This window comes from Conexibacter sp. JCM 18997 (assembly GCF_055391915.1).
Genome location: NZ_AP043885.1, coordinates 1,893,850 through 1,919,864, shown reverse-complemented (window position 1 = coordinate 1,919,864; position 26,015 = coordinate 1,893,850). Strand labels below are relative to the sequence as shown.

Below are 26,015 nucleotides of genomic sequence, written 5' to 3'. Positions count from 1 at the left end.
TACCGCGAAACCGCTGCCCGCCGGCCCGGCGGAGCGATTGCGGCTGCCATCGAGGAGGCCGAGAACGCTCCTCGCACGCTGCCGCGAGATCCCGCGTCACGCGAGGCGCTGAAGTCGGTCGGCGAGCGTCCCGAGCGCCTCGGCCCGCCTCGCAAGACTCGCTAGCCCTCGCTCGCAAAGTCGCTCGATGCGAGCCGAGTACGACAGCCAGGCAGACGCACTCTCGATCGACCTGATCCAGGTTGACCACTGGGACGGCGCCGACGAGCCGATCGACGACTCGTTTTGCCAGATCGCACTCGCCGACGGTCAGCCGGCCAACATCGAACTCCTCGCCCCAGCGAGTCATCTCGAGCTGCTCGATCGGACCGCCGAGCGGTACGGGCTCGACCGTCAGGCGCTGCGCGGCGCAGCGTGCGCCGCGCTTGAGGCGCCAGATCGCGTGGTCGAGCTCAACGTGTTGTCACCGGCCGATGCGTAGGCCGCGCGCGCGAGCGGGAGGACAACCACGCTGAATGCTGTGACCCACCTCGTCACCTTCGTAGACATCGACGACGCCGGTGACGGCGGTCCGAACGGTCGCCATTTGTCAGTGACCGCGCGACACGAGGCCGCACTCGCCGATGGGCGACGACTGTTGCTGCTCGACGACCGGGGATGGGCGGCGCGGCAGCACACGGTCTTCCTGGACGGGCGTCCGTCCGAAGAGGACCGCCGCCGAGCGGAGCTCGACTCTCCGGGCATCTGGGCGCACGAGACCGTGGAGGGGATGCAAGAGACGGCGCGCATGGTGGTTGGCCCAGATGCCGCGTTCGGAGAACACTCCGAAGCGGATATGGAGGCAGATCACTGGCGCTGGATGGCAAGCATCCTGCACGAGCATGGCGTCGAGGTCGATGCTGCTGACCTGCAGCTGATGCGCCACGACGTGGAATTGAGCGATCGCGTGCTGGCCCGGATCGGTCACGGCCGCAGCAACCCCCGCGACGGCTAGCCCACCGCGGAGACCGCGACGGTCGATTGGTCAGTCGGAGCCGCTGTGACTCGCGGGCCGTTTGGTGACGTGCGGCGGAGCACCCTTCGAAGCCCGTCCTGCGCGAACTGTGGATATACCCGTGGAGAGCCCGTCCGCCGCAAACCACTGCAGGTGCAGCCGTTTTGCATGCTTCCGCTGTCTGACCCCGCCCAATCACCATGGTTCTCGGACGGGGTCAGATAGCGATCACAAGCAAGCAGTTGCCCAGGAGCGGTGTGCGGCGGACGGGCAAAGCAGGAAGACGGGCAGCGAGGGACGGACAGAGACGCAAGAGAAGGCGATCGAGAGTGAGGGATGAGGAACGGAGAGGTAGAGACGAGCGGCTCAGCAAAGGACGGGCCCTCCACGGGTGGGAAGTGAGGAAGAGCAGGAGAGACGGAAGGGACTGAACGGGGAGCCAACGCCACGAGGACGGCGAAGACCTCAGAAGGCGAAGGTTTTTCGCAGCTGGCTGGGTTCGCGGTCTAGGAGGGCATGAAGCCTCTTCAACGACCGGGTTCGGTTGAGCTACAGAGAAGTTTTTCGCCAGGGACGGGTGGTCGTGCCTATAGGGGCATGACCACCTTCGCAATCGGCTCTTCACAGAGCCAGCGCAGCATCCGGTGCGCGTCATGTTGACGGCGCGCGACTACGAGATCGTCCAGTGGGTCGGACGCGTTGGTGCCGCGACCGCGGGCCACACGATGCTTCGCTTCGGGATGGGCCGCACCGCGGCGTATCGCCGACTGGCGCATCTGACGGACAGCGGCCTGCTCGACTCAGCCCAACTGCTCTACGGCGAGCCGACCGCCTACGTGCCGACGCGTCGAGGGATGCGTTGGACGGGCTTGGGAAACATCCCGACCGGCGGGCTCAACCCGGCCAACGTCGCCCACACGCTGGCCTGCACGAGGGTGTGGCTCGAACTCGAGGCGGAGGGCGCAGCGGTCGTCGGAGAACGAGAGTTCCGCAGCGCCGAAGCCGGCGCGGGCCGGCTGTTCGCCAGCGTTGACCTCCCGGCATCGCACGACGGCAGGTCCCGTCGACACCGGCCGGATCTTCTGATCTACCCGGGCGGCACCGAGCTGCCGGTCGCGGTCGAGGTCGAGCTTTCCGTCAAGGCCGCGCGGCGGCTCGACCAGATCTGCCGCGGCTGGGGACGAGCCCGCCACCTCGCCGGCGTCCGCTACTACGCCCCGCCGGTCGTCGCCCGCGCCGTCGCCCAGGCAATCGCTCGCACCAGCACCGAAGGGATCGTCGAGATCCGCCCGTTGCCGCCCACCCACATCGATCGCCCGGAAGGGGTCTCCACATGTCGATGATCGTTCTTGCGGCAGCGCACCACCGCGCCGCCGTAACGCCGCCCAACATCTTCCAACCGATCGCGATGGCTGTGATCGGGGTTGCCGTAGCCGCATTTGTTGGCGCTGTGGTCGCAGGCCTGCTGTACAGAATCGGCCTGCGCTGGACCTGGCCGTTCCTCGCAGTCCCCGCGTGCGCGCTTGTCATGGTCGACGCCGAGTGGGGCGCACGTTGCATCGCGTTCAGCGTCTTCGTGCTCGCGGTCGGCGGCCACCTGCACCTGAACGACACAAAGGCTGGCGGCGACATCGCCGAACGGGCTCGCCAACGCACGGGGATCATCAGGGCGCTTGCGCTGGCGTTCAGGCGCGTCCGTCGCTCCGCGACCTCGGCCGTCGACGACCGAGGGATCCTGCTCGGCTTCACGAGCCAGCACCGGCCGGTCCGTGTCGAGGCAGGCATCCGTCCGAAGCACGTCCTCATCTGCGGAGCAACCGGATCCGGAAAGACCGTCACGCAGACCCTCTTGCTCACCTGCGCGATCGGGGCCGGTTGCGGCGCGGTCGTGATCGACCCGAAGGGAGATCCGGCGCTCCGCCAAGCCCTGTGCAACGCCGCAGAGCAGAGCGGCCGACCTTTCATCGGATGGGATCCGGCGGGCCCGTGGTCGTACAACGCTTACGCCCACGGAACGAGCTCCGAGATCGCGGATAAGGCGCTCGCCGCCGAGCACTTCACCGAGCCCCACTACCAGCGGCTCGCCCAGCGCTATCTCGGCCACGCCACTCGAGCCATCCGGCAGTTCGGCCAGACGCCCTCGCTGGCGCTCCTGGTCGACGTGCTGAGCCCGCACCGCCTCGAGCAGATCGGTCGGCAGCTCGATGACGAGACGTCCATCGATCTGCAGCGCTACCTCGACTCGCTCACACCTGAGCAGATGCGAGGCTTGGCCGGCACGAGGGATCGACTGGCGATCCTCGCCGAGTCGGAACTTGGTCCGTGGCTCACGGGGGAGGGGCAGCAGCTCGACCTCCTGCAGGCGGTCCGCGACGGCAGCGTCGTCTATTTCTCTCTCGAAGCCGACCGCTGGCCGCTCCTGGCGGAGATGCTCGGAGCGCAGATTGTCCAAGACCTCGTCACGATCTGCGCCTACCAGCAGCGCGACCCGCGACCTACTGTCGTCGCCATCGACGAGTTCTCGGCGATCGCACCATCAGAAGTCGTCCGCCTGTTCGGACGAGGCCGCTCCGCCGGGCTGAGCGTGATCGCCGCGACGCAGGAGCTCGCCGATCTCCGGCTCCCCGAGACGCCCGGGCTCCTGGAGCAGGTGCTCGGGAACGTCTCGACGGTCATCGCGCACCGCCAGTCCGTGCCCGACTCGGCCGAGCTCCTCGCCCAGGTCGCCGGCACACGTGGCACCTGGGTCTCGACCCAGCGCACCGGAGCACTTGCCATGCCGAACAGCGCGGGGACCCGCACCCGCGGCCGCGAATTCCACGTCCACCCCGACCACATCAAGACCCTGCCGACCGGTCGAGCGCTCGTCGCCCGCCCCGGCGCCGGCATCCCGCAGATCGTCCAAGTCCTCAACCCCGAGAACCACCATGCGCACTGAGCGGCACTCCCTCAACATGCCGCTGCTTCGGCCCGACCAGGCCGCGGAGCTCCTCGCCGTCCGACCGAGCTGGATCTACGAAGCCGTACGCGAAGGACGCCTTCCCTGCCTACGCGTCGGCCGCCACATCCGCTTCACCCGAACCATGCTCGAAACCTGGCTGGAGGCCCAACGATGATCGCTGCGACGGACGCGCTGTACGTCGGCCGAGTCGTGCCGTATGAGGCTGAGGTCCGAGGACGCACGGGCGACTACGACCCTGTCCGAACTGGTTCCGCGACCGAGGGCGAGCAGGTCGGTCGCAGGGCTCGACCCGTGACGAGCGGCGACTGCGCTACCCGCGACCGCAGACGTAGCGGCAGACACTGCGAGGTCCCACCGCGGCTCACGCTGCTCAGGTGAGGTCCCGGCCGAGCGCAATCCAGACCCGGCGGACTGCGTTCATGAAGTCAGGAGCGACGCCGTCCTCGCGAACGGTGTTGCCGAAGCTGGGTGTTCCGTCGGCATCCCGCGTGATGGGCGTGCGCCACTGGCGCTTGCCGCCGTCGTCTGTCATCGCGGCGACGACAAGTTCCTCGCTGTCGTCGGGGTGTCTGAGCTGGGAGACGAACAGCACCCCTTCCGCGCGGAGGCGTTCGACCTCGTTGGCGACGGCCTCCATCATCAGCGTCTGCGTCGCGTGGTCGTTGGCGTTGAGGCTGCACAGGAGCGGAGCGTCATCTCGGGTCTCGAAGACCATCGCCATCGGTTCGTGTCCGCCCACGTGGATTGCGAGCGCCTTCGCGGCGTCGGCCAAACCGTCTGCCGTGTCGAGCAGATGCCGGCCGCGGACGTGCGGCTGAGAGGCCTTTGCCATGCTCGGCGGGACGTCCCAGCCTTCGACGTCCTGGCGGGTCACCTGGTGCGTGCGCGTGCCCCACTCGACGACAGTCTCTTTGCCGAGATGCACGTAGGCCGTTCGCAAGCTTGCGTGAGCCACCATGCATGACAGTCGGCCACCAAGCTGCTTGCGGCGCAGGGGACGGTTCTCATGCGCTTCGTCGCCGAAGGTCTGCATGATGATGCCGCACTGAGCGTGGGCGCTGGCGACGACCTCGGCGACGACGCCGTATCCGTGTGCGAGCACGTCCAAGAGTTCGTGGTCAGGCAGCGAGGCTGCGACCCAGCGCCGCTCGACCGACAGCAGCCCGCCCGCGGCCGCTGCCTGCGGGAACCTAGGAGCGAGCAGCTCGGCAATCTCCTGCTGCGTGAGGAGAGGGTCGACGTCCACGTCGGCCTGCGGCGGCTGGCCGCGACCACCCAGCAACGTCACACGAGCCTTGGAATGGACGTCGAGGTCGCCTTGCTTCTCCACGAAGTTGCGAGCTTCCTTCAGCCAGACCATCAGCGGGTCGGCGTAGCGCTCGATGTGCGGCGCGTACCAGCTATCGAAGTCCGGGATTCGCGACCGCTCCTTCTGGAGCATGAACGACACAGAGCGCAGCGCGACCAGCGTGGCGTTGATGCTCGTAACGAAATCGTCGGGGTCGCCGTAGTCGGCGGCGACCCGGTGCCACTGGTCATGGACCTGATGCAGCCGCGTGTGCGTCGTCGGCAACGGGCAGGACTTCTCCAGGCGAGGAGGGCGCGGCTTCTTTGCCATCGGGCAAGGCTATGCGCTGAGACGAGCCTGAGGAAAGTCTCGCGACAAGAGTCCGACCGAGCTATGCGTCATCGTGACCGAACATGCGTTCCGTCGCTACGCAGCCGGCACCGTACATCGGGCAAGGGGCCTTTGGCGGCGGAGGCACAGGGGGCATTGGAACTGTCGTTGCCACCGGTGGCATCGTCGCGACGTACGCCCGAGCCATCGCCCGAGCCCAAGACAGCCGGTTGACGCGCCAGGCGGCGCTGGTGGCGGAGATGGCCGCGCAGGCGCAGCCGGTCTTCGGCGTCGTCGACCGCTACCGCGACATGTTCGATCCGGCGATTCGGGTGCGGGAGTCGTTCGCGTTCATCCGCGACGACATGACCGTCCGCCAATCGTTCGTCGCCGACGCACTCGACGCGTCACGCGACGCCGTCGACCGCACATGGTCGGCGCGATTCTTCGGCGACGTCCCCGTCTGGGACCGCACGCTGCGGCGCGACCTGAAGGACGCGCGGCGTCAGCTACGCGCTGCTCAGACAGGCCTCCATGGCAGCTTGTCGGCGTCGACGGTCGTGCAGGTTCGACGACAGCAGCAGGCCGTATCGAAGGCCATCGCCTGGTACGACGAGGCTCGCGCGCTCGACGCCGAAGCCAAGCGCGTCCTGCAGCAGGCCAGGGCAGCCCGTCGCGCCGCAACGCCGTCATGGTTCCTCGCGCACCAGGTCAACACGCGCAACCACCACGACCTGCTGCAGGCACGAGCCGCCCTGGACGGAGTGATGCGCTCGGCGCAGCTGGGCCCCAGCATGAGCTGGGAGCTGCAGCGCGAGCACACCCAAGTTGTCCATGCGCTGCGCACCCCCGCCGCCACTGCTCTCCTCGGGCCAGTCGCGGCCATCGGTGCGGCTGCGAGCGCCTACGCAACATCCGCCCGGGCGCTCTACGACCAGCGGCCGGCAGCGGCGCTGGAGACCTACGCCGACGTCGGCGTAGGTCGCGGTCTGGTCGCCGGGCTCGCGGGCTCACCGGTCGCTACCGGCGCGCGGCCTGTGCCGTCAGTCGTCGCGTCGCTCGACGGCATGCCCAAGTCTTCGACGGTCGCCGTCACGGCCCCGACGCTCACCCCGTCGCGCAACGCCGGCAAGCTCGCCTCGATGTTGAGCGACCGCGGGTACACCGTGCACGAGACCGAAACCGGGTTGCTCGCCGCGGTGGTGCGTACTACCGACCAAGCGGTTGCGTGGACGTGGGACAACGCGACATGGTGGACCGTTCGCGCATGGGTCGAGCTACGCGGCCAGCTCACACCCCAAGAGCGAGCGCGATTCCGTCGTCGTGGCATGAAGGTCGCCCGCGACGCTGTCATCTTCGTCATCGCGGGCGCCCGGAGCACCGAGGCGATGCTGGTATGCCTGCTCATCTACCTCAGGTCCGAAGCGTGGTTGCTGGACCAGGAGATGCGCGAGCTGTGCCTTGAGCACGGTCGACACGACCTCCTCCCGGACTGACTGTCGCTAGGACGCGACGGCCCGCGCCATCCGACCATGGGCGCTGATGCGAGAAGCCTGCGGCGCCGGTTGAGTCGACGCATCGTGTCCTCATGGGACGAGCCCGGCAGAACATCAGCGCCGCGACCGTTGTCGCGTTCGGCAGCCGGTCGCGCCATGCCGACAGCACGCGCGTCGACCCGCACCGCGACGCCGTGTGGTTCAAGCACGGCAAGTCCCTGACGGAGGCGACGAAGCTTCTGCGGCGAATCGACGACCTCGCCGGCCGCGAGGCGGACAAGCTGCTGCGCATCATGCGGCGCGTCGGCGCCGGCCTGGGGCTGGACGGACACTGGCGCCTGCTCGGCAGTGAAGCTGGCGACGTGAAGCTCGCGTACTGCAGCTGGCTGGCAGACCAGCTCGGTGGCCTTGAGCACTCGCGGTGGCACATCCTCGAAGACAGCTTCACCGGCGGTCTCATCGACGGCCTGCCTGAGCAGCGTTATCTCGGTCGGCGTATACACGAGCTCGCGGACGCTGTGGCTCTGCTGCCGCAACCGACGCTGGTCGGTGGCAACGCCGCCGCGGTGTAAGTGCTCGCGGCAGTGACCGCTCTAACTGACAGGATTGCCACGTGGCAACGGCGTTCGAGGAAGACGGCTACCTCTGGCGCCCAGGTCAACGCGACGGTGACCGAGCGTCTGCTCGGTTGTGCTTCGACCCGGAGTTCGGCACTCGCCTGACCGTGCTGAACGCCGCGTGGGCGACAGAGCCGCGCGCGCATTGGCCTGTCCTTCACGGCGAGTCTCTCTGGGGCGCGCCGTGGACGTTGTTCTCGGTCAGGTGGAGTAGCTCCGCGGGCCCTGACGAGCTGACAGAGGCGTGCCGCGCCGACCTGACAGCTTGGCGGCTGGTCACCGGCGTCCTGGCTGATAGCGAGGACGACGTCGCTGCCACTGACCTGTTCGTGAACTTCCACGGCCTGCGGGAATGGCTGACCCAGGGTCACGAAGCGCGCCCATCGGCTTTGGTGCGACCCGAGGATGCGCGCGAGGACTACTGGGGCGGGTTGACCGCCGACGTCGGTGACTGCAGCGCGTACTTCTACGTCGACGACCTGCCGAGGAAGTCCAGCTGGTACCGCCGAGAGCACGAGGCGCGCGCGTCGCTTCAGCTACGGTCGCCGCGACCGCTGAGCCTGGCGCAGTGGGAGCGCGACTGGTTGGCGCCCATCCAGCACCTCCTCGTCTTCGGGATGCGTCGACCGTCGGCATTGAGCCGGCTCGGCGGCGAAGTCGAAGGCGAACCGCGGCCCGTCGGCCGCGCCGCGGGCTTCACCGTCTATGAGTCCTGGCTGCCGCGCATTCCGCAGACCACATGGACTGACTACCTCGGGCGGACGCTGCTTCCAGCCAACGCGGTGGACGACCCGGGGGCGTTCATCTCGGCGTGGATTGACCTGCACCGCGAGCTCGGCGACGCAGCCGAGTTTCTGTTCGGCACGCTCAACGACACCGACCTGCCCGCGGTCAACCGGTTGCTGAACCTGCTCGCGTTCGCCGAGACCTACCACCGCCGCAAGCACGACGAGCGGCCGCTCAGCGCAGACGAGCACGCAGACGCCCGAGCGGCGATGCTGCAAGCCCTGCCGTCAGACCGCGACCGCCGCGTCTACGACAGCCGACTGCAGCACGCCAACGCGCAGAGCCAACGGGAACGCATCCGTTGGCTGATTGGCCGCGCTGCACAGGCCGACGGGCGCCTGGAAGACGTCCGCCGGCCGTTGGAGAAGTCGCTTATTGAGACCCGCAATCACCTCACGCATTTCAGCTCCGCCAGCAAATGGGTGACGCGAACGCCGCACGGATACTCGCTCCTGGCCGCGTCGCTGACCTACGTCCTGGAAGCGTGCATCCTGCTCGACCTCGGGCTCGACCCACAACGCGTGCGCGAATGCCTCGCTGCAGGTCGCGGCTGGGACGACCCCATACCCGCGCTTCCGCGCGACGAGGCGCCAGGACGCTTCGACGCCGACTGAGCGGCGGCTTCGGCCCGCCCCGCAGCGGAATGCTCTTGCCGTCGCATGCGCCCTCACGGAAACATGGGCATCACCGACACGCTGGACGCCAACGCCGCTCTGAGCACCGCGGCGCAACGACGGACTGCCCAAGCCGCGGTGCTTCGCTCGGCGTGATGCGTACCCCGCGCAGCAACTGGCAGCGTGACGGGCGCAACCGCGCCATCCGTTCTGAGCGGCGCTGCATGGAATCCGGCAGGCACCGCTGGCAGAGTTCGCTCCCGCGGACGCCTGACAGCACGGCGTCCGAGCCACGTCCGCATGTTCGACTCCCACCTCAACAGCCACGGTCGGCTGTCCTACTACGGGCACGGCCCCGAGTGGGCGTTCGTCATTCCCGACGGCGACACGGACGCGCTCCTGGACGTCGTGCGGGTGTGCTCGCGCGTCTGGAACGGCGTGAACAACATCATTGTCGTGGCGGGCGCCAACGGGCGGCTACGCGGCCACTGGCGCGCTGACATCGCCTCGCGGGCGATAGACCAGACATGGCTGCATCCGTCACTCAGTGAGCAGGCGCGCGCGGCGGCGGTCCAAGCAAAGCTGCCTGGGCTCGTGAGTTGGGGTACCGGGTTCGGATTCGACGGTCTGCACCCGTCGCATCTGGTCGCGGACCCGAACGCGCCTCGCTGGCCGATGACGATGCCCAGACATCAGGATGAGCCTTTGCGCCACATGGCGGCTGTCACATGGGGCATCGTCGAAGACTCGGGCGATTGGACCGGAGTGTGCGACTTCGGGGTCGCCGATGGCGACTTCGGGTTCAGCGCGGACGTCAGCGGCCAAGTCGGGTTCAACTCGACATCTCCGCTCGACCTCAGCGCGGTTGCCACCCACCCGTTCGGCGCGCGCGGCGCACAGGACTGGCCGTACCTGTGGGTGTTCGAGCGCGGCGACTTCCGTGAGCTCGTGGCGTTCTGGAACCTTCGCGCACGGTCGGACGCGAAGAATGCCTACGCGTCGGTCATCGGTGTTCCCCGGCAGGCGCTTCGATGCCCTGAGCAGCTCCAAGGCCTTCTCGTGTGGGCGCAATCGGCCACTGGCGTCCCGCGAACGCCCAGCATTCTCGTCAAAGCCAGCAAATCGCGGCTGCCCGAGGTTGAGCGAGCGCTGGCGGCCATCGGCATCGAACGCGACCCCGAGAGCGCCCCGGCCAAGCACCACAAGCAGCCGCCTGAGCGCAAGGCGCCCACCTGGCTGCCGCAGGCTTCGCCGACCGCACCCAGCTGGCTACTGCGCGGTGTCTGGAACGGGGTGGACTACACGACGCACGACGGTGTCATGCACGTCACGCTGCCGCGCCCGCGGGGCTTCCTCTGGCGCGGCGGCATGCCGCTGGTTATCCAGACGCTCCCAACCCCGCTGCCCATTACGGAGACCGCCGCAGACCGGATACATCGCGGCGCGTTTGCGCATCCACGAGGGCTTGGCATGAACCACGGCAGCCCGTCGCCGTGGGCGCTGACGCTGCGACTGCCCAACGAACACACGGCGCTGGCGGACTGGGCAGCCGACCACGACTACGCGACCCAGGAGCCTCGCGTCGCCTACGACGCTCGTGCGCTGCTCGGCCGTCTTGGCAACCTCGACGCCCTGGACGCTCTCGCGGACGCATGCGCGGTCGAGGTATTAGCAGCACTGGCTCCGCTGTCACGGGACCAGCTCGTCAAGAAGCTGGCCGGGACGTTCAGTCGCCAGGGGCGCGAGGAGGCACTCGCCGACCAGCTAGCGGAAGCGCTTCGAGCCGAAGGGCTGCTGCTTGAGGTCGATGCCCGAACTGTCGAGCAACTCAATAGTCGACTGTCCGGACGTGGCAAACGAGAGCTCATAGCTGTGCTGGACAAGCTGGTAGCCGGGGGGTTCGTCCAGCGCGGACGCAACGTGAAGTGCCCTCGTTGCCGTTACAGGGCGTTTCTGCCGCTACGCGAACTTGATGAGCACGTGCGTTGTCGGGCCTGCAACGCGTCATCCCTGCTGGCGGTCACGGCATCGTCAGGGGACGAGGCGCCGACCGCGTACCGCGTTGACGGTCTCATGGCCCGGGTCATGGACCAGCACGTCCTGCCGGTGATGCTCGCGATACGGGCGTTGCGCGACCCGTCTCGATACCCGCGACCAGCGCATGTCTGGCCGGGCGTCCTGTTCCAACGCGACGGCGAGCGACCGTTCGATGTCGACTTGCTCGCAAGCGACGGCGAGACCGTCTTCGCGGTCGAATGCAAGCTGGACGCCCGAGGCCTCGGCATGTCGCAGCTTCGCAAGCTCACGACCTTCACTGACCGGGTCGGTGCCGTTCCGGTCGTGGCGGCTCTCGCCGGCGACTTCTCCGACAACGTGCGCCGCTGGGTCGAGCGCCGGGAAGGCGTCGTTCTCGACCGAGCGTCGCTGCTGAAGATTGGGTCGGCGCCGGGCGACAGCGAAACGTAGCCGGCGTGCGTGCCCCGGACGTCCACCTCGCGTTTGCCAGCGTGGCACCGCGACGGCGAACTGACCCCACGTCGCCACGCTGGCCCGAGCTAGAAGCGACGCGCGAGTGTCCGCAACGTGGCATCCGCGCTCGCCGCGGACTCGTACGGGCCGGGCATCACGAACACGTCCGTGCCGGCGAGGCTGAGGCCGGGCACGAAGCCGTTGCCGGCGAAGTTGCCGAGCACTGCCTGCGCGGTCTTCTTGAAGGTGAAGATGACGAGCTCGGGCTCGTAGCGCTCCAGCTTGGCGACGAGCAGCTCCCGGCCGTGGGCGTATTCGGACGCCGGGAGTCCTTTCGCGCGATCGGTCGGGCGTTTGATGATGTCGGTGAACCCGACGCCAGCGGCGAACGCGGCGTCGTCTTCGTAGCCGTCAAAGCCGCCGGGCAGCACACGGGCAGCCTGCAGGCGGCCGAAGAATCGTTGCCCGGCTGTGCCCTGGTAGTAGTGGCCGGCGGCGACGCTGACCGGCGACGGATTGATGCCGACGCAGACTGCGCGCAGCCCGGGGCGCAGAAGGTCGGCGAGTGTCTCGACGCGTTCGCCCATCCATTCCTCGACCACGCGGTGCCCCACGTGCGCGCCATCCGTTCGAGCGCTCGGACTCGCCGTTCGGGGCGGCGTCGAGGTCTGTGGCATTCGCTGCGAGTTCGGTGGTCGGCCGCTGGCTGAACGCCGCGGGCGCGGTGCATGGCCTCGGTAGTCGCTGGCGAGCTGGTCGGCCTCCGCGACGGTGAACACCCACGGGTCGTTGTGTTGATGGCCGGCCAGCAGCGAGTGGCCGCCGGCTGCGCGGTGGCGCAGCCAAGCACGGAAGCGTTTGGGGTCGACGCCGAGCCGGCGGGCAAGTTCAACCGCGGTGACCGACACGGCCAGACCTTACGAGCGAGCCTGGGGCCGCGTAATCAGTGACGCGCCGCTGGCGGCCTGTTTCAACGCGCCTGGCGCTGATAGGCGTACTCACACGTGCAGGTCAGCTGGCCGTTGGTGAGGGTGCCGGTCAGGCCGACGATGCGCCGCACCGTCCTGGCGAAGGCCGGCTGTCCAAGTAGGAGCGCCGCAAGCGCGCGGGTCGCCTCGCGAAGCTCGGGGAGATCGGTGCCGTCGGGCGCGTCGTGCAGCAGCACGACGACGTCGAACGTGGGCGCCACGGTCTGAGCGAGACTCACCGGGCGGCCTTCGGCGCCGTACGCCGACAGCCGCGCGTACTGGGCAGGCGTGGCGAGCTGCGCGACACAGGCGAGCGCCTGTACGAGCGCGGCGAACGCGTCCTTGTCGCCGCCGACCTTCACCTCGCACACCGCGGGCGTGCGGTCGACCGCGTTGACGAGCAGCAGGTCGAGGCGCACGGCGACGTCACCGGGCATGCGGTTCACGCCGCCGGTGACGCGCGTCGGGACCAGTTCCCGGTCCACGTAGGCGAAGGCGAGCTTCTCAGGGGTGAGCGGGATGGCCGCCGCGGTCGCGGCGGCCTGGGCTGGAGCCGCCGGCGAGGTCGGCCGCTGCGACGGGCCGGGGCTTGCTGCGGGCGTGCAGTAGCGCTGTGCCTGCAGCGCGAGGGCGATGTCGATGGTTCGCGTGCCGGCGGTCTTGCCTGACGCGTGCTGCGGCCGGGCGCGGTAGAACGGCTCGTCTTTGGGAGCGAACGCCTCCATCTGCCGCACGCTGTCGGCGAAGATGGCGGCGAGCGACGCCGGGTCGGCGACGTACTCCCGTGCTTGTTGTAGCCGTTTGCTGCGCCCGAACCCGGGTGCGTGCAGGTCCGCGTACAGCCGCACGATGGGCGTTAGCGGCACCGTCGGTTTAGCCGTCGTCACGCCGCGCTGTCCAGAGCGTGTTTCTCGACGGCCCATTCGCGCGCTGCCGCGTCAAGCGGCATCTCGGCGGCGAGGTCCTGCCAGGACGCCGAAGCGAACGTGACGCTCGGCGCGCCGGCCAGCGCGTCGTGCAGCGCAACTGGCCAGCCGGGCCAGTCGCCATGCCCGCCGAAGTACGGGTTGCGCGCGTCGTAGACCAGGGCGAACACGGGTGTCTGCCCCGGTTGGGCCAGCGCCTTCGCCGCGGCGATGTTGCGTGCCGCCTGGTAGGTGAAGCTCAACGGGCACGGCTGCCCGTCGCCGGCGCCGGGCAGGCCCAGCTCGTCGTTGAGGGCGGCCCAGTACGGCTCGCGGGGCAGGACCCGGCTGCTGCAGCGCCCGGTCGTGGGGTCGCCGCCCTCGCGCGCGCACCCGCAGGCGCCCATGCCCTCCTCAGCCCACTTGGCCTCAAGGCAGATGAGCGCGTCCGGAGCGTCGACAACGAAATCGACGCTGGTCTGACGCGGCCGCTCGCCCAGCAGCTCGGGGCTCACCGTGTACTCGAACCGCGCCTGCGGATGCGCTGTCGCAGTCGGTGGGGCGAGTCCCAACCCGTTGAATAGCCATTGCAGGGACGGGTCGAGAGTGCCGGCGACGCCGAGCAGGCCGAGCGCGAGGGTCTGGCTGGACTTGCCCGACAGGTGCCAGCGGTGGCGGTCCTCGGGCGCGACGAAGTCGGCGAGGTGCGCCCATCCGTCGGGAAGCGCCGCTGCGACGTCCTTGGCCAGCATCGGATGTCGCGCGCGCAGTTCGGGATGGGCAGCGAAGTAAGCCCGGTAGCTGCGGCTGCGTTCCTGCTCGTAGGCGCGGTAGGCATCGCTGCAAGCTGCGGCGATGAGCGCGCCGCTCCACTCAGCCAGCGTGGATAAGGGTGCCGAGGTCACGCGCCAACCGTACGGCTCGCGTCGGACCGCGCTGAGAGGCGCTGCGCGGCACAGGTCGACGCCAGTGGCGAACCGGGCGCCGGCGCAGCGCAGAACGCGCGGGTCTGAATCAGAACGCCATGCGCATCGGAACTCCGGCGCTGTCGCGCTGGTCGTCGCCGAGCTCTTCCTGTCCTTCGCGGGCGCAGGCCAGCGCGGTGCTCAGGGCGGCGTAGGCGTCCAGTGCGTCGGTGATGTCGATGCGGCTGCCGGGCCAGGGCGCGGCGGCGAGACGCATGTCGAGGTCGGGGAACTCGTCGCGCAGTAGCTCGATGCGGCCCATCACGCCGGCGGGCGAGCGCTTGTCCAAGGGCATGGGCGCGCCGTCGTTGAGGGCGCGAAAGCTGAGCTCGGGATGGCATTCCCATAGCCAGTCTTCGCTGTCGGGGTGGGCGCGGACCCAGGAGTCGACTTCGGCGACCTTCGTGACGAGTCCCGCGGCCTGCGCGCTGAGCCCGCGCGCGGCTGGGTTGGCCTTTCGCTCCTCCTCGACGAGCGCGCGGATGGCCGCGTAGTCGCCGCCGGCGGCGAGCATGTACCGGGCGGGCGGCATGAACACCGCATTCCCTCGTCGCTTCAACAGCCCACGGGCCGCGTGGTCGCACCCGCGGAATCGGACGGTATCGGGCAGGCCGATGGGCACGTCGATAGCGACTGCCGCGGTCGCGCCGGCGCTGTCGCGGAACGCTGCGATGTCGTCCACGGTGGCGAACATTCGCAAGCTGGTCTCCCACACGGTCGCCTGCGCGCGGCTTGTCGCATCTGCATAGAGGCAAGCGGCGGCCCAGCCTCCGCGGGAGCCGTCAGCACCGACTGCGACGAGCACGCTGGCGTGGCTGTCGGAGGTGGCGGTCATCGCTGGCGAGCGTACGAGAAGGGGCACTGCGGCGAAGGCTGCGCGAGCCCGTCGCGGCGTCGCGCTCAACAAGGGCTCACCATCTAGACGCTCTTTGAAGCGAATGCGATGATGGCGCCGTGAAATCCCCTGAACGCCTCGTCGCTGAACGCCAGCAGGCGGCCGAACGGGAACGCGCGGAGGTGGAGGCAGCCGCTGCGCTGCAAGCACGGGCTGAACGCACTCGGAGATGGAAGCCAGTCCAGGAAGCCATCGCTCCGGCTTTCGCGGCTCTACAAGCCACCGAGTGGCATGGAGCGACGAACATCCAGGTCTTTCGCAGTGGATTCTTCGGCGGTAAAAACGTCAAGCGAGCGGCCTGCCGAGTCCACGAGTACCACGCGCCGTGGAAGGACACCACGATGAGCAAGACCGTCTGGCTCACGTCTGACCGAGAACTGGTTGTGAACACCGAACGCATCGTGGGCGACAACCTCGAAATGATGCTGAACGGGACCGGCTACTCACGAGACTTTCCGTTCGAGGATGTTCTCGAAGGCCTGCGGCGCATCGCCGCCCGCGTCCGCTGAGCGTCCCGTCCGCGCCAGATATGGGCATCCCGTACGTCGCGTGGTTGGCGGAGAACCACGACGGCGCCGTAGGGTCGCCGCTGACCCTCCGAACGCACGGAACGCTGGCTGCGGCGCCGCTAACTGGAAGGCGCCCGTTGACCGACACCCAGCTGTCGTGCCTGCGCGACGCCTACGACGCTCTCCCGCGCAGGTCGCGTTACATCCTCACCGTTCGCCTCGGCCTCGCGTGCGAGACGCTTACGCTCAAGCAAGCGGCCAGTCCGCTAGGTGTAGGTCTCAGCTTCGACCGCATCCGCCAGTTGCGGGTCGAAGCAATGAGCCGGTTGGTCGACGCGATTTCGTCAGGCGACAGCGACGACCGCCTCGCGTTGGGCGAGACCGCCGCAGGCGTCCTGCGACGGTCGGCCGCCGCCGGTGTCAGCTGTCGTCATCGTCGTTGGGCAGGACGTCGTTCAGGCGCGCGCCGTCGTGCAATCGCTTGCGACGGTGCAGCGCCTCGACGCGCCAGCGTTGCAGCCGCACGAGAGGCGGTTCGCCGGTTTCGGCCGAGTGCATGCTGTCGTCGGCCGCGAACGCGTTGAGTTCGAGCAGGAACTCGTCCACGGTCGCGAGGACGCCGTCGACAGGACGGCGGCCGTGAATCATGGCGTTGCGCTGCCGCTCCGCGCGCGCGAGGAGCAACTCGAAGCGGCGTTCAAGTTCCGACAGCCTGGCCAGCGCCTCGTCGGGATGGTTGAGGACGCGGTCGGCGCCGGCAACAAGCCTCGCCGCCAGACACGCCTGCTGCCAGTGGTGTGCGTAGCGCTCCCAGACGGACGCAAGGCCCTCGTTGGAGGGAACCCGAGTGTCGGGACTCACGACCTTCAAGACGAGGTCATAGATGTCGACTTCCTCATCGCTGGGGTGGCCTGGTGCCCAGCACATGTCGCGGGTCGCCGCGACCGCCGCGGCCCAGAGCTCGTCCTGGAGCGCGACGAGGACCCAGGGTGCCTTGAGGTACCGCTCGGTGACCTGGCGCCACTCCTCCGTCGACGCCTGCGCTGCTCCAAGACTTCGCTCAAGCGCGCGGGTTCCCAACGCGACGCGTTGCTGGTGGCTTGACGCGCGTCGGAGCGCGACGGTCCAACGAGCGTCCTCGACGGCCTCCTCGGCTCGGGGGTCGCCGTCGACGAGGCGCTGGACGAACGCACCGTCGAACGTCTGGAGGCCTTCCGCCGTCTGGTCGAAGCGGGTGCGGGCGAGGCGTGTGCGGTCGTCCGGCTCGGGCTCGTGGAACTTCGGACCCCGGAAGTCGCCGTCACTCCAACCCATGTGGCCTTCCCAGATGAGCCAGGAGGTCGTGGGATAGGAGATGTCCACGAGCGACTGCACGATGTCGCGAGCGTGGGCACTCGCCCGCCACGGATGCCAGTCTGGGAGCCAGACGCGCGCGAGCGTGACGTTGCGAGCGTCGGGAATCGCGTCGAGCCGCGTTCTTGCTTCGTCCCACGACTCGTACTCGGGGAGGTTCTTGAGCGCGGCGCTGGCGGCGGACTCCTCGTCGGTCAGTGATTGACGGTCGAACAGCTGTATCGGACCCAAAGAGAGGTAGCCCGGGCTAAGGGGCGCGTGAGCGATGAGCAGCCACACGGCAACGTCCTTGCGGTAGGGCTCATTGCCGACGCATCCCTCGCATGCCAACAGCCTCTCGGCGAGGGGCGTCGGCTCCCGGTCGGCATCTCCGTTGGCGATTGCGAGTAGGACCTTGTGGTCGCCGAGCCGCAACGCGAGTTGGTGCGCCAGCGCCGTGGGTTGCCACTGATGACCGCGCTGCTCGCTGATTTCCTCCAATACTCGTAGGCGGTACATGCAGAGTTCGACGGGGACGGAGGCGTCCTGAAAGGCGTCGACGACATCGCGCCAAGCGGCACGTGCGACCGTCGGTCGACGCAGCGCATCCAACAGCGACGCTGCGGCGAGCTCGATACCGCGAGCGCCTGACGAGCTCGACAGTCGCTTGGACATGCCGCCGAGCTGGCCAAAGAAGTCGCCGAGTTCTGGTTCGGCAGCCGCGAGGGTCCGCGACCCGAGCGCGCCTCGCAGCAAGCCGAGGTCTGTGACCAGCGACCCGCGGTCGTCCTGGTTGACAACGCCGCCCTGACCAACATTCGCGCAGGTGAACAGCACCTCAGTGAGCGCACTGATGGGACCAAGCAGATGTGCCGGCGAGTCAGCCTCGCCCGCCGCCAGTTGGGCGCGCAAATCGGATAGCTCACCGGGGAGGTCGTTGAAACGAAAACTCGCGTGGGCGAGGCGCATCTTGGCGCTGCACGCTACCCGTCGCCACCGCCGTCATCCGAGAAGCGGCTCGGCGCGACCAATGGGGAGCTATCCCGGTGACTCGGGGCGTTGGCGAAGCCGATTGGCGACAAGAACGCGCCAGGCGCCGGCGTTGGGGTCGGTCGGCGTGAGCGCTTCCCATTCGACTAGTAGCTCATCGGCGTACTGCCAGTTCTGCTGCGCGTTGCCGACGACCTTCATGAGCAGCCCGTAGGCCCGGTAGCGCAACGGCACGGGAGCAGATGGCTCCCGGGCGAGGTCGACAAGCAGCCCCTCGGCCAACTGGTACTCCTCGACGCCGACGTAGGCCTCGGCGGCGTCCAACCGCATGGTTTGCGTGCCGCCGGCCGCCACGAGGTCGTCCGCGGCGGCGCGCATCTCCGACAATTTGCCTCGTTGGAGCGCCACGCGAAGCCGGGTCGCTTTCGCCCAGCGCTCGTCCGCGTACGGTGCGAGCAGCGCCTGTGCTTCATCCCAGTCGGTGTTCAGGCGAGTGAGGTAGACCACCTTCGCGGTAACGGCCGCGCGCTCGTGGCCCTGGGACATCAGGTAGTCGAACGCCGCGTCGCTCCATGGCGTCGGCCGGCGGCCGAGGCTGGCGGCCAGCCGGACGAACGCGGCTTCGGGCGCCTCGTCGCCGTCGTCCTGCACGAGGGCATCGAGCGTCTGAAGCGCCTCGGCTCGTTCTTGCACCGTCCCGACGCGCTCTAGGGACTCGGCTCGTATGCGCCGCACGCCGGGGTCGTCGTCGCTTTGGCCTTCGAGGAACTCCAACGCGAGACGCGGGTCGAGGACGCGGTCGGATGCGCAGGCGGCCAGCACAACGGGGCCGTCGTGCGCGTGTCGTTCGCCGTCGGTGGCTTGTCGCAACATCGCGCCGGCTGTCGCGCGGTCTTCCAGCAGGCATACGGCGTCCGCGGCGAGCATTAGCAGCCGGGCTGCCTCCGACCGACGGCGTTCGGTGAGTAGCTGCGCACGCAGGCCCATCGCTGCCTCGCTCGCACTCTGCAGCGCGGACGCGTCCAACGGAACACTGTGGACGACCGCCAGGCGGCCTTCTTGGACTGTCGTGTTGATGGCAATGACCTTCGCCGCGAAGCTGTCAGGGTCGAGGCGTTCGAGCTCGGCGAGGTGATGTTTGGCGCGCTGAAGGTCCGGCAGCATGAGCGACGCGATGGCCTGTCGCGCCTCGATGAGCACGAGGGCGCGGCTGTCGTCGGTTTCGATGGCCTCCAGCGCTGCCAGCTGGTCGGCGGGTTCGGCGTCCTCATCAAGCCGTTCCAGGCGGAGCCGCGGGTGGTTCTCGTCCTCTGCCGCTGCCTCTTCGAGTAGCCGCTCCTGCGTCGCAAGGTCTTCCGCGACACCCGCGCATGCCGCGGCGGACACCAGAGAGCCGGCGCGGTCGTAGCCCGTCTCCATGGAGGCCTTCACTTCCCATGCGTCAACGGCGGCGGTCCACTCGCCGGCGTTCTCAGCCATGTGAGCGAGCAGCGCCCAGAGGTCGACGCCGCCGCGCATCGCCCAGTCCGGCCGCGCGTCGATGTTTGCGGTGAGTAGCGACACGTCCGGCGGAATGCCGCCGACGGCCGTGGTCAGGGCGGCGAACTCTTCGGGGTGCTGCTGGCTGACGTCTCTAACTCGGTCGCGGAGCTTCTTGGAGGCGATGTCGTCGACGAACACAACACGCGCTGTCAACGACCGCCCGGCGACGTTGCGCACCTCGTGGACGAGCGCCTCCATCTGCTCGGCCACTGCGGCCGGCTCGTCCAGCTGACAAAACCGCCGGTGCCAAACCGGCCCGAAGAACTCGCGGACGAGCTCGGGATGCTCCGTCAGCAGCGTCGAGAGCTGTTCGGCGTCCCAGACGACGAATTCGATAGGCGGCTCGTGCTCAGCCAGCCGCGTCTTCTGCGCCTCGATAGCTTCCGCGCGCTGAATCCGCACGAGGCTCGCCGTCGTGCAGAGCACGAAACACGACGACCGCTCCGCCCAGATGCGCTTGTTCAGGAACGTGTCGACGGCGTCCTTGACTAACCCGTCAGCGACCGTCTCGTACTTCTTGGACTGGTAGGTGATGTACGTGCCGTCCGACCGCCGGCTGTAGATGTCGATGCCGGACTGGTCCTGGCCGGCGGTGCCGAAGCGCTGGGTGTGCTCGACGTCGCCCGTGTCGCGGGCGAGGCGGTAGCAGAGCTTCTCGAAGTCGTCCCACCGCAGCTGGACGAAGGGCAGTAGCTGCTCGGCGGTCTCGACGGGCGGCGCAGGATGTTCGCCGGCCGGCGGCTCGCCGAGACCGGCTTCGACAGAGAGCTCGTTTGGGTCGCGCGCGGCCGCCACGCCCCAAGTATCGCCGCGGATTCGGACCGCTTCGAGACGCGGTTCCCGCTCACGGTCAACGCCGCTCCAAGTCGGGCCACTAACGACGTTGCCGGCGTGCGACGGTGTCGATTACTGCCCGCGTGGCGCGCGACGCGCTTCGGCATCAAGGGTGTCGCAGAACGACACCATCCGCCGCCGTAGGGCGTTGTAGCGCTGGTAGGCGCGGTCGCTGTCGCCTAGTTCGCGTTCGAGCAGGCGGCACAGCGCCGTCGTGCGGTCGGTCACGGGGCTCTCGGGCACCGCAACGCCGCGTCGCTTCAAGCGCGGCGCCGCTTCCGCGACCAGTAACGCCGCCGCTGTGGCGAAGCGTCCAACCAATAGGTCGGCCATCCCGGTCGGGACGATGTCCGCTCCGGGCAGGTCAGCAGCGAACACGGACCCGGTCAGCTCCGCGCGAAGCGTCCCAGGGTGAACGCCGCAGTCGCGCCGACGAACGCAGCCACGGACGCCCAGAACCCGACGCTCACCATCAACACGACCACGACGACCGTCACCAGCACGATGAAAGCCACCGACGCGCGGGTGTACGTCATCTGCATAGACGCGAGGTGCCGTGCAGCTGGCGGGGCCAGCGCGAGCAGGACGCCGGCCAGCAGGAACCACAGCCAGCTGTCGGCGCCGTCGGTGATGGCACCCACGACGCCGCCGATGCAGCCGCCACCGACGAGGGCGTAGTCGGGAGAGCGCACCCACGACGCCAGCCGCTGTAAGTAGCCAGGAACAGGCGGCGGCGGGTCCGGCGCTGTCACCAGTTTCAGTCGCAGGTCTTCGTAGACGCTCTTGGCGGCGGGGCGAATCCGGTCGACGTGACGCTCGACCGTGTGTTCCTCATCTCCTGAAAGGGACTGACCAGTCATCACCCGCTGGATGGTGTGCCAGCCGCCGGCGAACTGATGGAACGCGCGGTTCGTCGCTGCGAGCTGGTCTTCCTCGGTGACTATCTCCATCGGTTCCGGGTTGGCCTCGTTGACGGTCATGTCGAGGTGGACGAGCTGAACGCCGCCGTGCGTCTCAACGGTGTGCGCCCAGGCGCGGGCAGCGTGTCGGTGTCGGTCTGCGACGTTGCCGAGCCGCCTACCAAGGTCGTTGAGGTCAGGGCGCTGGTTCACGTCCGTCGGTTGGGGGTTGGGGGCGTTCGGGTTCGTGTACCACTGCAGCGACCGAAGCTTGTTTTCGAGGATGCGCAGCATCATTCCGCTGCGGGAGTCGTCCCACCCGTCGCGCAGGACGTTGCGGTCCGGTCCCAACGAGGCGAGCTGGTCGAGGTTTGCGAGCGTGAACGTCCAGCTCATCCCCGGCACGAGTGGGTCGGTGGGACGGACGGCGTTCGCGTCGTCGGCCGCGGGCGCAAGTGCGACGAGTTCGTCGCGGAGGGCTACGAGCTCAGGGATGAGCGCCTCGTCGTGGGCGCGAAAGTGCGCTTCTGCATCGGCGGCTTCTTGGCGTAGCTCGGCGAGGACGGCGACCACAGGCGGGCAGCGCTGGGAGATGAACTCGTGGAATCGGACGCTCTCGCGGATGAAGTCGCTGCCGGTCGCCGAAGACAGCAGTCCGTACTGGCGGTCAAGCAGCTCTACGGGGTCAAGCGCCATCGGCCACGCGTACGAGCTAGCCGAAGCTGCGCTGCATATCGCTCATCAGAAGCTGCGCCTCTTCGAGGTCGAGGTGGTAGGCGATGGCCTTGATGTCCTCGTAGACGGTCTGCCTCCACAGCCACAAAGCCTCTTCGAACTCGGGCCGAAGCGGCTGCCACCCGTTCGGCCCAGGCGTCGCTTGCAGATAGCGGTTGCAGGCATCGCGCATGCTCCGCACGTTCGCCGTTGACGCAGAACCCTTCGGCAGCCGGCGAAGGGCTTCTGACAGGTCGTCCCGGATACGAAGAATGCTGGAGTTGACGTACTCCTCGCCCTCGCCCTCTATCTGCCACGACAACACGCGAAGGCCGCCTACCACGCTGAACAGGTCGTGCATGACCTCGTACTCGCCCGGAGCCGTCGTCCAACTAGCTCCGCCTCCGACCACTGGCGCTGAAACCGAAGTCAGCTTCCGAGCGCCGCTCTTCCCCTTGTGTCCGGACATTGCGGCAGCATAAAACGAGCTGAGTAGTGACCGTCTCATGCGTGCAATCTGCATCGGCTCGCCGCGACACCGCCCCGTCCGAGCCGTTGGCGGGGAGGGAAGCGCGCAGGGTGGCGGTTTCGCAAGGGGTTCCGTGCCGGTTCCCGACCCAGATCAGGCTACTTCCGCCAGCCGGAATCACCTGATACAACCTGAGCCAACCATGCGCAAAATCCCTGCAAATCGACCACTCATAATCCGTGGGACGGAGGCTCGAGTCCCGGCTGGGCGATAGGAAAGCAAGGCACGCAGGCTGCGCGAGTCGTTGGAAGTGCTCGCCGCGTATCGCGTCGGCCAACGCCGGACCCAGCTCTCCCGAGGGATCTTTGTCCCTTCGGCCGAGCCGGTCGTGACCCTCGGGTCCGTAGCGCTCGCCTAGCAGCCCGGGCCGGTCACCTCGGGCCGACGCTCAGCTTCGCGGCGTCCGCGGTCGGAGGTTGCGTCGCGGGCTGGCGCGAAAAGCGTCCTTCGCGCACGCGGCGCTGCAGGCGCGCGTGGAGATCCCGATCCGCTCGTCGGCGCTCGAGGCGCTCGTCCAGCGCCTTTCGTCCCGCGTCGGCGGACGGCTGCTTCGGAGGCTCCATGCTGTTCACCTACCCAGCAGAACCGCCGTCCAACGCGGCGGACGCTACGACGCGGCGGCGGTCTGGTGCGCGCGCGTGCGGAAGCGCTCGGTGAACAGCACGGCCAGCGCCAGGGCGCCGTAGGGGATCACCCAGTAGAAGGTGATCGAGAGGGTCGAGGCGTTGTCGTGGATCGTCGCCTCGCCTTCGAAGATCGGTGGGATCAGCGACGACAGGCACATCACGCCGAAGGCTGCGGTCCAGACCCAGGTGATCGTGTAGTTGGCGGCGATGAAGCGCGGCGCGGCGGCCACCTCCGCCGAGACGCCCTCGCGCGCGTACTGCAGGGTGAACGGCTGGTGGAGCACGATCGAAGCGAGCGCGATGAGGAACAGCCCGCCGTTGGTGATGGGCTGGATCCACTGCTCGAGGAAGTGGTCGTTCGTGGCCAGCGTGATGACCGTGACCACCGCGAAGACCACCATCGAGCCGAGCTCGAGGACCTTGGGCCGTCCGCCGCTGGCGATCGTGTGGACGAAGACCAGGATCGCGGCGCCGAACGCAATCAGCACCGCGGTGCGAAACGACACGTTGCCGACCAGGATCCAGTAGACGATCCACGGCGCAAGACCACTGAACACGCTCATGAGACAGCACCGTACCGTCGCGGTCTCATCCGGGTCGCCCAGCCCGTTGTCGCCGCCTGAGCGGGTGGTGGAGCGTCTGCGCGCGCTCGCCGACGGCAGTGGCTGCGCGCCCGCCTGAGCTCAGGGTCTCATCGCGTCCATCGCCCGCCGAACGGCGTCCGTCAGCCGCTCGCGCGTGTTGAATGGTGCGTGGACGTCGGCGATCGGCGTGACCCGGCCGTCGGGCGTGACGTCCACCGGTCCCAAGACCGCTGGTGTGGGATCGGCGGTGGCGGTCGCGGCGAGCGCGTCGCCACGGCTGTAGTGCCAGAACTCGTACGGGTAGGCGACGAAGCCGTGGGCGGACATCACGTCGGTGATGAGCGCGCGGGCGGCGCGCTGGTCGGGGGTGACGAACGGTGAGGCCATGGGCATCCGGGCCGAGAGGTCGAGGTACGGGCCGCCGCGGTCGAGATCGTGACCGTTCGTGTCGCGCACGGTGATGTCGACTGCGGCTCCCGCCACGTGGCCGGCGGTGGCGGGTGCCGCGGCGACCATCGCGCCCAGGCGGTCGACGATCTGCTGATCCTCAATGATTCGTGGCGCATCAGTCCAGGAGAAAACGCCGCAGCACGTTGGCCGTGATCGTCGAGATGTCGGCGTCCACCGCGATCGCGCAGGTGTACGAGATCGAACCGACGGAGAAGACCTGCCCGCGGCCGGGCCCGTCGATGGCCACCATCAGGCCACCCCCGTCGTCCGGATTGGTGCCCTTGGCGATCACCGACGTACCCGGTGGCGCGTAGCGCGACAGCTTGTCGGTCTCGTGTCCCGAGGCGCCGCCGGGGCAGCGACAGTCGACCGTCTGCTCGCCGAACAGGTCTCCGGCCCCCAAGCCGGTCCCCGCCAAGGCCCAGTGGTGGGGATCGATGACGCGATACGGGGCGCCCGTCTCGTAGCCCGTCATCGTGCAGGCCACACCGAGCAGCGCGCCGGCCGATTCACCGCGCAGCCCGAACCGGCTGTCGTGCCGAGGCTGGTCGGCCTGCACGATGCGCAGATCGCCGTTGAGCACGCGCATCGTGTCGTCGGGCAGCAACTCGACTTCGCAGTCGATGCCGTTCCCTCCGAGATACAGCAGTCGCCCGCCCTCGTGCACCCAGCGCTTGAGCCGCTCGTACATGTCGCGGGTCCAGTACTCCGGATGGGTGCTGAGCACGACGACCCGGTAGCGCGCGAGATCCAGCGTGCCATCGGCCAGTTGCGTCTCGCCGTAGAGGTCATGGCCGAAGCCCTCTCGTTGCAGCCAGCCCAGGAGCCGCCACTCCGCGGGCGCCACGTGCTCACCGCCCCGGCGTCGGATCGGGTCGGTGATCCGGTCGCCAGGCTCCATCGCGTTCAGCGGCTCCGGCCGATCGAAGGACAGCGGGCCGCAGTCCTGGCCGCGCCAGGGCGGGTGCTCGGGGTGGGAGAACCAGACGTCCTCGTGCTTGGTGAAGACCGACGGCGCGGGGGGCAACGCGTCCGGTGCGAGGTAGTTGCTGCGGCCGCCGAAGTCGTTGTACGCGTTCCACGTGATGTTCGAGGCCAGCACCGCGATCGGCTCACTTGGCTGTGCCGGAGCCACGACCCACGGGAACGAGCAGAAGCGCCCGTCGACCGTTTCGAGGTGCCAGTAGTACAGACCCGATCGCTGCGGGGCGGTGACGAAGTGACGTGGGTCGGCGGTGATCTCGTTGCCGCCCCAGCGCACGCCGAGCGCGGCGATGTCCCCGTCGGGCAGCACCTGGCGCAACCCGTCGGGCGAGTACGGGTCGAACCGGCCGATGTCGGCCACGCGCTCGCGCTCCCAGCCGTAGCGCCACAGGGTCAGCTCGTACGGGGCGTCGGCATGGATCCGCAGTTCCGCCGGTGAGCCTGCGGTCGCGCACTTCGGCCACACGTAGCCGAGCAGACCGTCGGAGAGCAGGCGCAGCCGGACCGGACGAGCCGGGTCGCAGGTGACGGACGAGCGCTTGGAGCCGTACCCGGCGCGGGCCAGCACCACCTCGCAGGGGCCGGGTGGGACGTCGGCCCACACCGCTCCTGACGCGTGCGAGCGCGTGGCCACCGGCGGTGAGCCGTCCGCCGGGAGCAACTCGACCAGGACGTCGGACACGCCGGCGTCCCACTCGTCGCTGACGTATCCGATCAACCAGAGCGCCACCGG

At 68.6% G+C, this 26,015-nt stretch carries 23 protein-coding genes; 10 read left to right on the top strand and 13 right to left on the bottom strand.

Features of this window, described 5'->3' with window-relative positions; all coding sequences use genetic code 11:
* Nucleotides 1-187: 187 nt before the first annotated feature.
* From ACZ5UI_RS09920 to ACZ5UI_RS09900, 5 genes are all read left to right on the top strand, one after another.
* The gene (locus ACZ5UI_RS09920) at nucleotides 188-481 is read left to right on the top strand and encodes a hypothetical protein (RefSeq protein ID WP_464196767.1); all 294 of its coding nucleotides are present in this window, start codon (nucleotides 188-190) and stop codon (nucleotides 479-481) included.
* 39 nt (nucleotides 482-520) lie between these two features.
* The gene (locus ACZ5UI_RS09915; protein ID WP_464196765.1) at nucleotides 521-994 is read left to right on the top strand and encodes a hypothetical protein; all 474 of its coding nucleotides are present in this window, start codon (nucleotides 521-523) and stop codon (nucleotides 992-994) included.
* Between the two features lie 653 nt (nucleotides 995-1,647).
* Nucleotides 1,648-2,337 carry a hypothetical protein gene (locus tag ACZ5UI_RS09910; protein ID WP_464196763.1) on the top strand — a complete coding sequence of 230 codons (690 nt, stop codon included), beginning with the start codon at nucleotides 1,648-1,650 and terminating at the stop codon, nucleotides 2,335-2,337.
* Nucleotides 2,328-3,932, top strand: a complete 1,605-nt coding sequence (locus ACZ5UI_RS09905; RefSeq protein WP_464196761.1) for a type IV secretory system conjugative DNA transfer family protein — start codon at nucleotides 2,328-2,330, stop codon at nucleotides 3,930-3,932. The genes ACZ5UI_RS09910 and ACZ5UI_RS09905 overlap by 10 nt, the downstream gene beginning before the upstream one ends.
* Nucleotides 3,922-4,110, top strand: a complete 189-nt coding sequence (locus tag ACZ5UI_RS09900) for a helix-turn-helix domain-containing protein (protein WP_464196759.1) — start codon at nucleotides 3,922-3,924, stop codon at nucleotides 4,108-4,110. The genes ACZ5UI_RS09905 and ACZ5UI_RS09900 overlap by 11 nt, the downstream gene beginning before the upstream one ends.
* Nucleotides 4,111-4,326: 216 nt before the next feature.
* Here ACZ5UI_RS09900 and ACZ5UI_RS09895 read toward each other — a convergent pair whose 3' ends face one another.
* Nucleotides 4,327-5,574 (bottom strand): hypothetical protein, encoded by a 1,248-nt coding sequence (locus ACZ5UI_RS09895; RefSeq protein ID WP_464196757.1) that lies wholly within the window; start codon nucleotides 5,572-5,574, stop codon nucleotides 4,327-4,329.
* Between the two features lie 230 nt (nucleotides 5,575-5,804).
* Between ACZ5UI_RS09895 and ACZ5UI_RS09890 the strand changes: the two genes are divergently transcribed.
* The 4 genes from ACZ5UI_RS09890 to ACZ5UI_RS09875 all read left to right on the top strand — a co-directional run bounded on the left by ACZ5UI_RS09890 (nucleotide 5,805) and on the right by ACZ5UI_RS09875 (nucleotide 11,553).
* On the top strand, nucleotides 5,805-7,070 hold the full coding sequence (locus ACZ5UI_RS09890; protein WP_464196755.1) for a hypothetical protein: 1,266 nt from the start codon (nucleotides 5,805-5,807) through the stop codon (nucleotides 7,068-7,070).
* A 92-nt stretch (nucleotides 7,071-7,162) separates the two neighbouring features.
* On the top strand, nucleotides 7,163-7,642 hold the full coding sequence (locus tag ACZ5UI_RS09885) for a hypothetical protein (RefSeq protein ID WP_464196753.1): 480 nt from the start codon (nucleotides 7,163-7,165) through the stop codon (nucleotides 7,640-7,642).
* Between the two features lie 41 nt (nucleotides 7,643-7,683).
* On the top strand, nucleotides 7,684-9,087 hold the full coding sequence (locus tag ACZ5UI_RS09880; RefSeq protein WP_464196751.1) for a HEPN domain-containing protein: 1,404 nt from the start codon (nucleotides 7,684-7,686) through the stop codon (nucleotides 9,085-9,087).
* Between the two features lie 300 nt (nucleotides 9,088-9,387).
* The gene (locus ACZ5UI_RS09875; protein WP_464196749.1) at nucleotides 9,388-11,553 is read left to right on the top strand and encodes a PDDEXK family nuclease; all 2,166 of its coding nucleotides are present in this window, start codon (nucleotides 9,388-9,390) and stop codon (nucleotides 11,551-11,553) included.
* 89 nt (nucleotides 11,554-11,642) lie between these two features.
* Here the strand turns inward: ACZ5UI_RS09875 and ACZ5UI_RS09870 are convergent, their stop codons facing one another.
* The 4 genes from ACZ5UI_RS09870 to ACZ5UI_RS09855 all read right to left on the bottom strand — a co-directional run bounded on the left by ACZ5UI_RS09870 (nucleotide 11,643) and on the right by ACZ5UI_RS09855 (nucleotide 15,229).
* Nucleotides 11,643-12,464: a uracil-DNA glycosylase family protein gene (locus tag ACZ5UI_RS09870; protein WP_464196747.1), complete on the bottom strand. Its 822-nt coding sequence runs from the start codon at nucleotides 12,462-12,464 to the stop codon at nucleotides 11,643-11,645.
* Nucleotides 12,465-12,526: 62 nt separating this feature from the next.
* Nucleotides 12,527-13,411, bottom strand: a complete 885-nt coding sequence (locus ACZ5UI_RS09865; RefSeq protein ID WP_464196745.1) for a hypothetical protein — start codon at nucleotides 13,409-13,411, stop codon at nucleotides 12,527-12,529.
* Nucleotides 13,408-14,334, bottom strand: coding sequence for a PGN_0703 family putative restriction endonuclease (locus ACZ5UI_RS09860; protein WP_464196743.1), 927 nt, complete (start codon nucleotides 14,332-14,334; stop codon nucleotides 13,408-13,410). The genes ACZ5UI_RS09865 and ACZ5UI_RS09860 overlap by 4 nt, the downstream gene beginning before the upstream one ends.
* 109 nt (nucleotides 14,335-14,443) lie before the next feature.
* A complete protein-coding gene (locus ACZ5UI_RS09855) occupies nucleotides 14,444-15,229 on the bottom strand; it encodes a DUF429 domain-containing protein (protein WP_464196741.1) in 786 nt (261 codons plus the stop codon).
* Between the two features lie 119 nt (nucleotides 15,230-15,348).
* Here ACZ5UI_RS09855 and ACZ5UI_RS09850 point away from each other — a divergent pair, with 119 nt between their 5' ends.
* Nucleotides 15,349-15,798, top strand: coding sequence for a hypothetical protein (locus tag ACZ5UI_RS09850; protein WP_464196739.1), 450 nt, complete (start codon nucleotides 15,349-15,351; stop codon nucleotides 15,796-15,798).
* Between the two features lie 420 nt (nucleotides 15,799-16,218).
* Here ACZ5UI_RS09850 and ACZ5UI_RS09845 read toward each other — a convergent pair whose 3' ends face one another.
* The 8 genes from ACZ5UI_RS09845 to ACZ5UI_RS09810 all read right to left on the bottom strand — a co-directional run bounded on the left by ACZ5UI_RS09845 (nucleotide 16,219) and on the right by ACZ5UI_RS09810 (nucleotide 26,012).
* Nucleotides 16,219-18,099 (bottom strand): hypothetical protein, encoded by a 1,881-nt coding sequence (locus ACZ5UI_RS09845; protein WP_464196737.1) that lies wholly within the window; start codon nucleotides 18,097-18,099, stop codon nucleotides 16,219-16,221.
* A 69-nt stretch (nucleotides 18,100-18,168) separates the two neighbouring features.
* Nucleotides 18,169-20,457, bottom strand: a complete 2,289-nt coding sequence (locus tag ACZ5UI_RS09840; protein ID WP_464196735.1) for a hypothetical protein — start codon at nucleotides 20,455-20,457, stop codon at nucleotides 18,169-18,171.
* A 111-nt stretch (nucleotides 20,458-20,568) separates the two neighbouring features.
* Nucleotides 20,569-20,874 carry a hypothetical protein gene (locus ACZ5UI_RS09835; RefSeq protein WP_464196733.1) on the bottom strand — a complete coding sequence of 102 codons (306 nt, stop codon included), beginning with the start codon at nucleotides 20,872-20,874 and terminating at the stop codon, nucleotides 20,569-20,571.
* Nucleotides 20,875-20,882: 8 nt separating this feature from the next.
* Nucleotides 20,883-22,091 (bottom strand): hypothetical protein, encoded by a 1,209-nt coding sequence (locus ACZ5UI_RS09830; RefSeq protein ID WP_464196731.1) that lies wholly within the window; start codon nucleotides 22,089-22,091, stop codon nucleotides 20,883-20,885.
* A 16-nt stretch (nucleotides 22,092-22,107) separates the two neighbouring features.
* Entirely contained in the window at nucleotides 22,108-22,578 is a 471-nt protein-coding gene (locus ACZ5UI_RS09825; protein WP_464196729.1) for a DUF6650 family protein, read from the bottom strand.
* Nucleotides 22,579-23,245: 667 nt separating this feature from the next.
* A complete protein-coding gene (locus ACZ5UI_RS09820) occupies nucleotides 23,246-23,827 on the bottom strand; it encodes a hypothetical protein (RefSeq protein ID WP_464196727.1) in 582 nt (193 codons plus the stop codon).
* 120 nt (nucleotides 23,828-23,947) lie between these two features.
* Nucleotides 23,948-24,364 carry a M15 family metallopeptidase gene (locus ACZ5UI_RS09815; protein ID WP_464196725.1) on the bottom strand — a complete coding sequence of 139 codons (417 nt, stop codon included), beginning with the start codon at nucleotides 24,362-24,364 and terminating at the stop codon, nucleotides 23,948-23,950.
* A 49-nt stretch (nucleotides 24,365-24,413) separates the two neighbouring features.
* Nucleotides 24,414-26,012, bottom strand: a complete 1,599-nt coding sequence (locus ACZ5UI_RS09810) for a N,N-dimethylformamidase beta subunit family domain-containing protein (protein ID WP_464196723.1) — start codon at nucleotides 26,010-26,012, stop codon at nucleotides 24,414-24,416.
* Nucleotides 26,013-26,015: the final 3 nt, after the last annotated feature.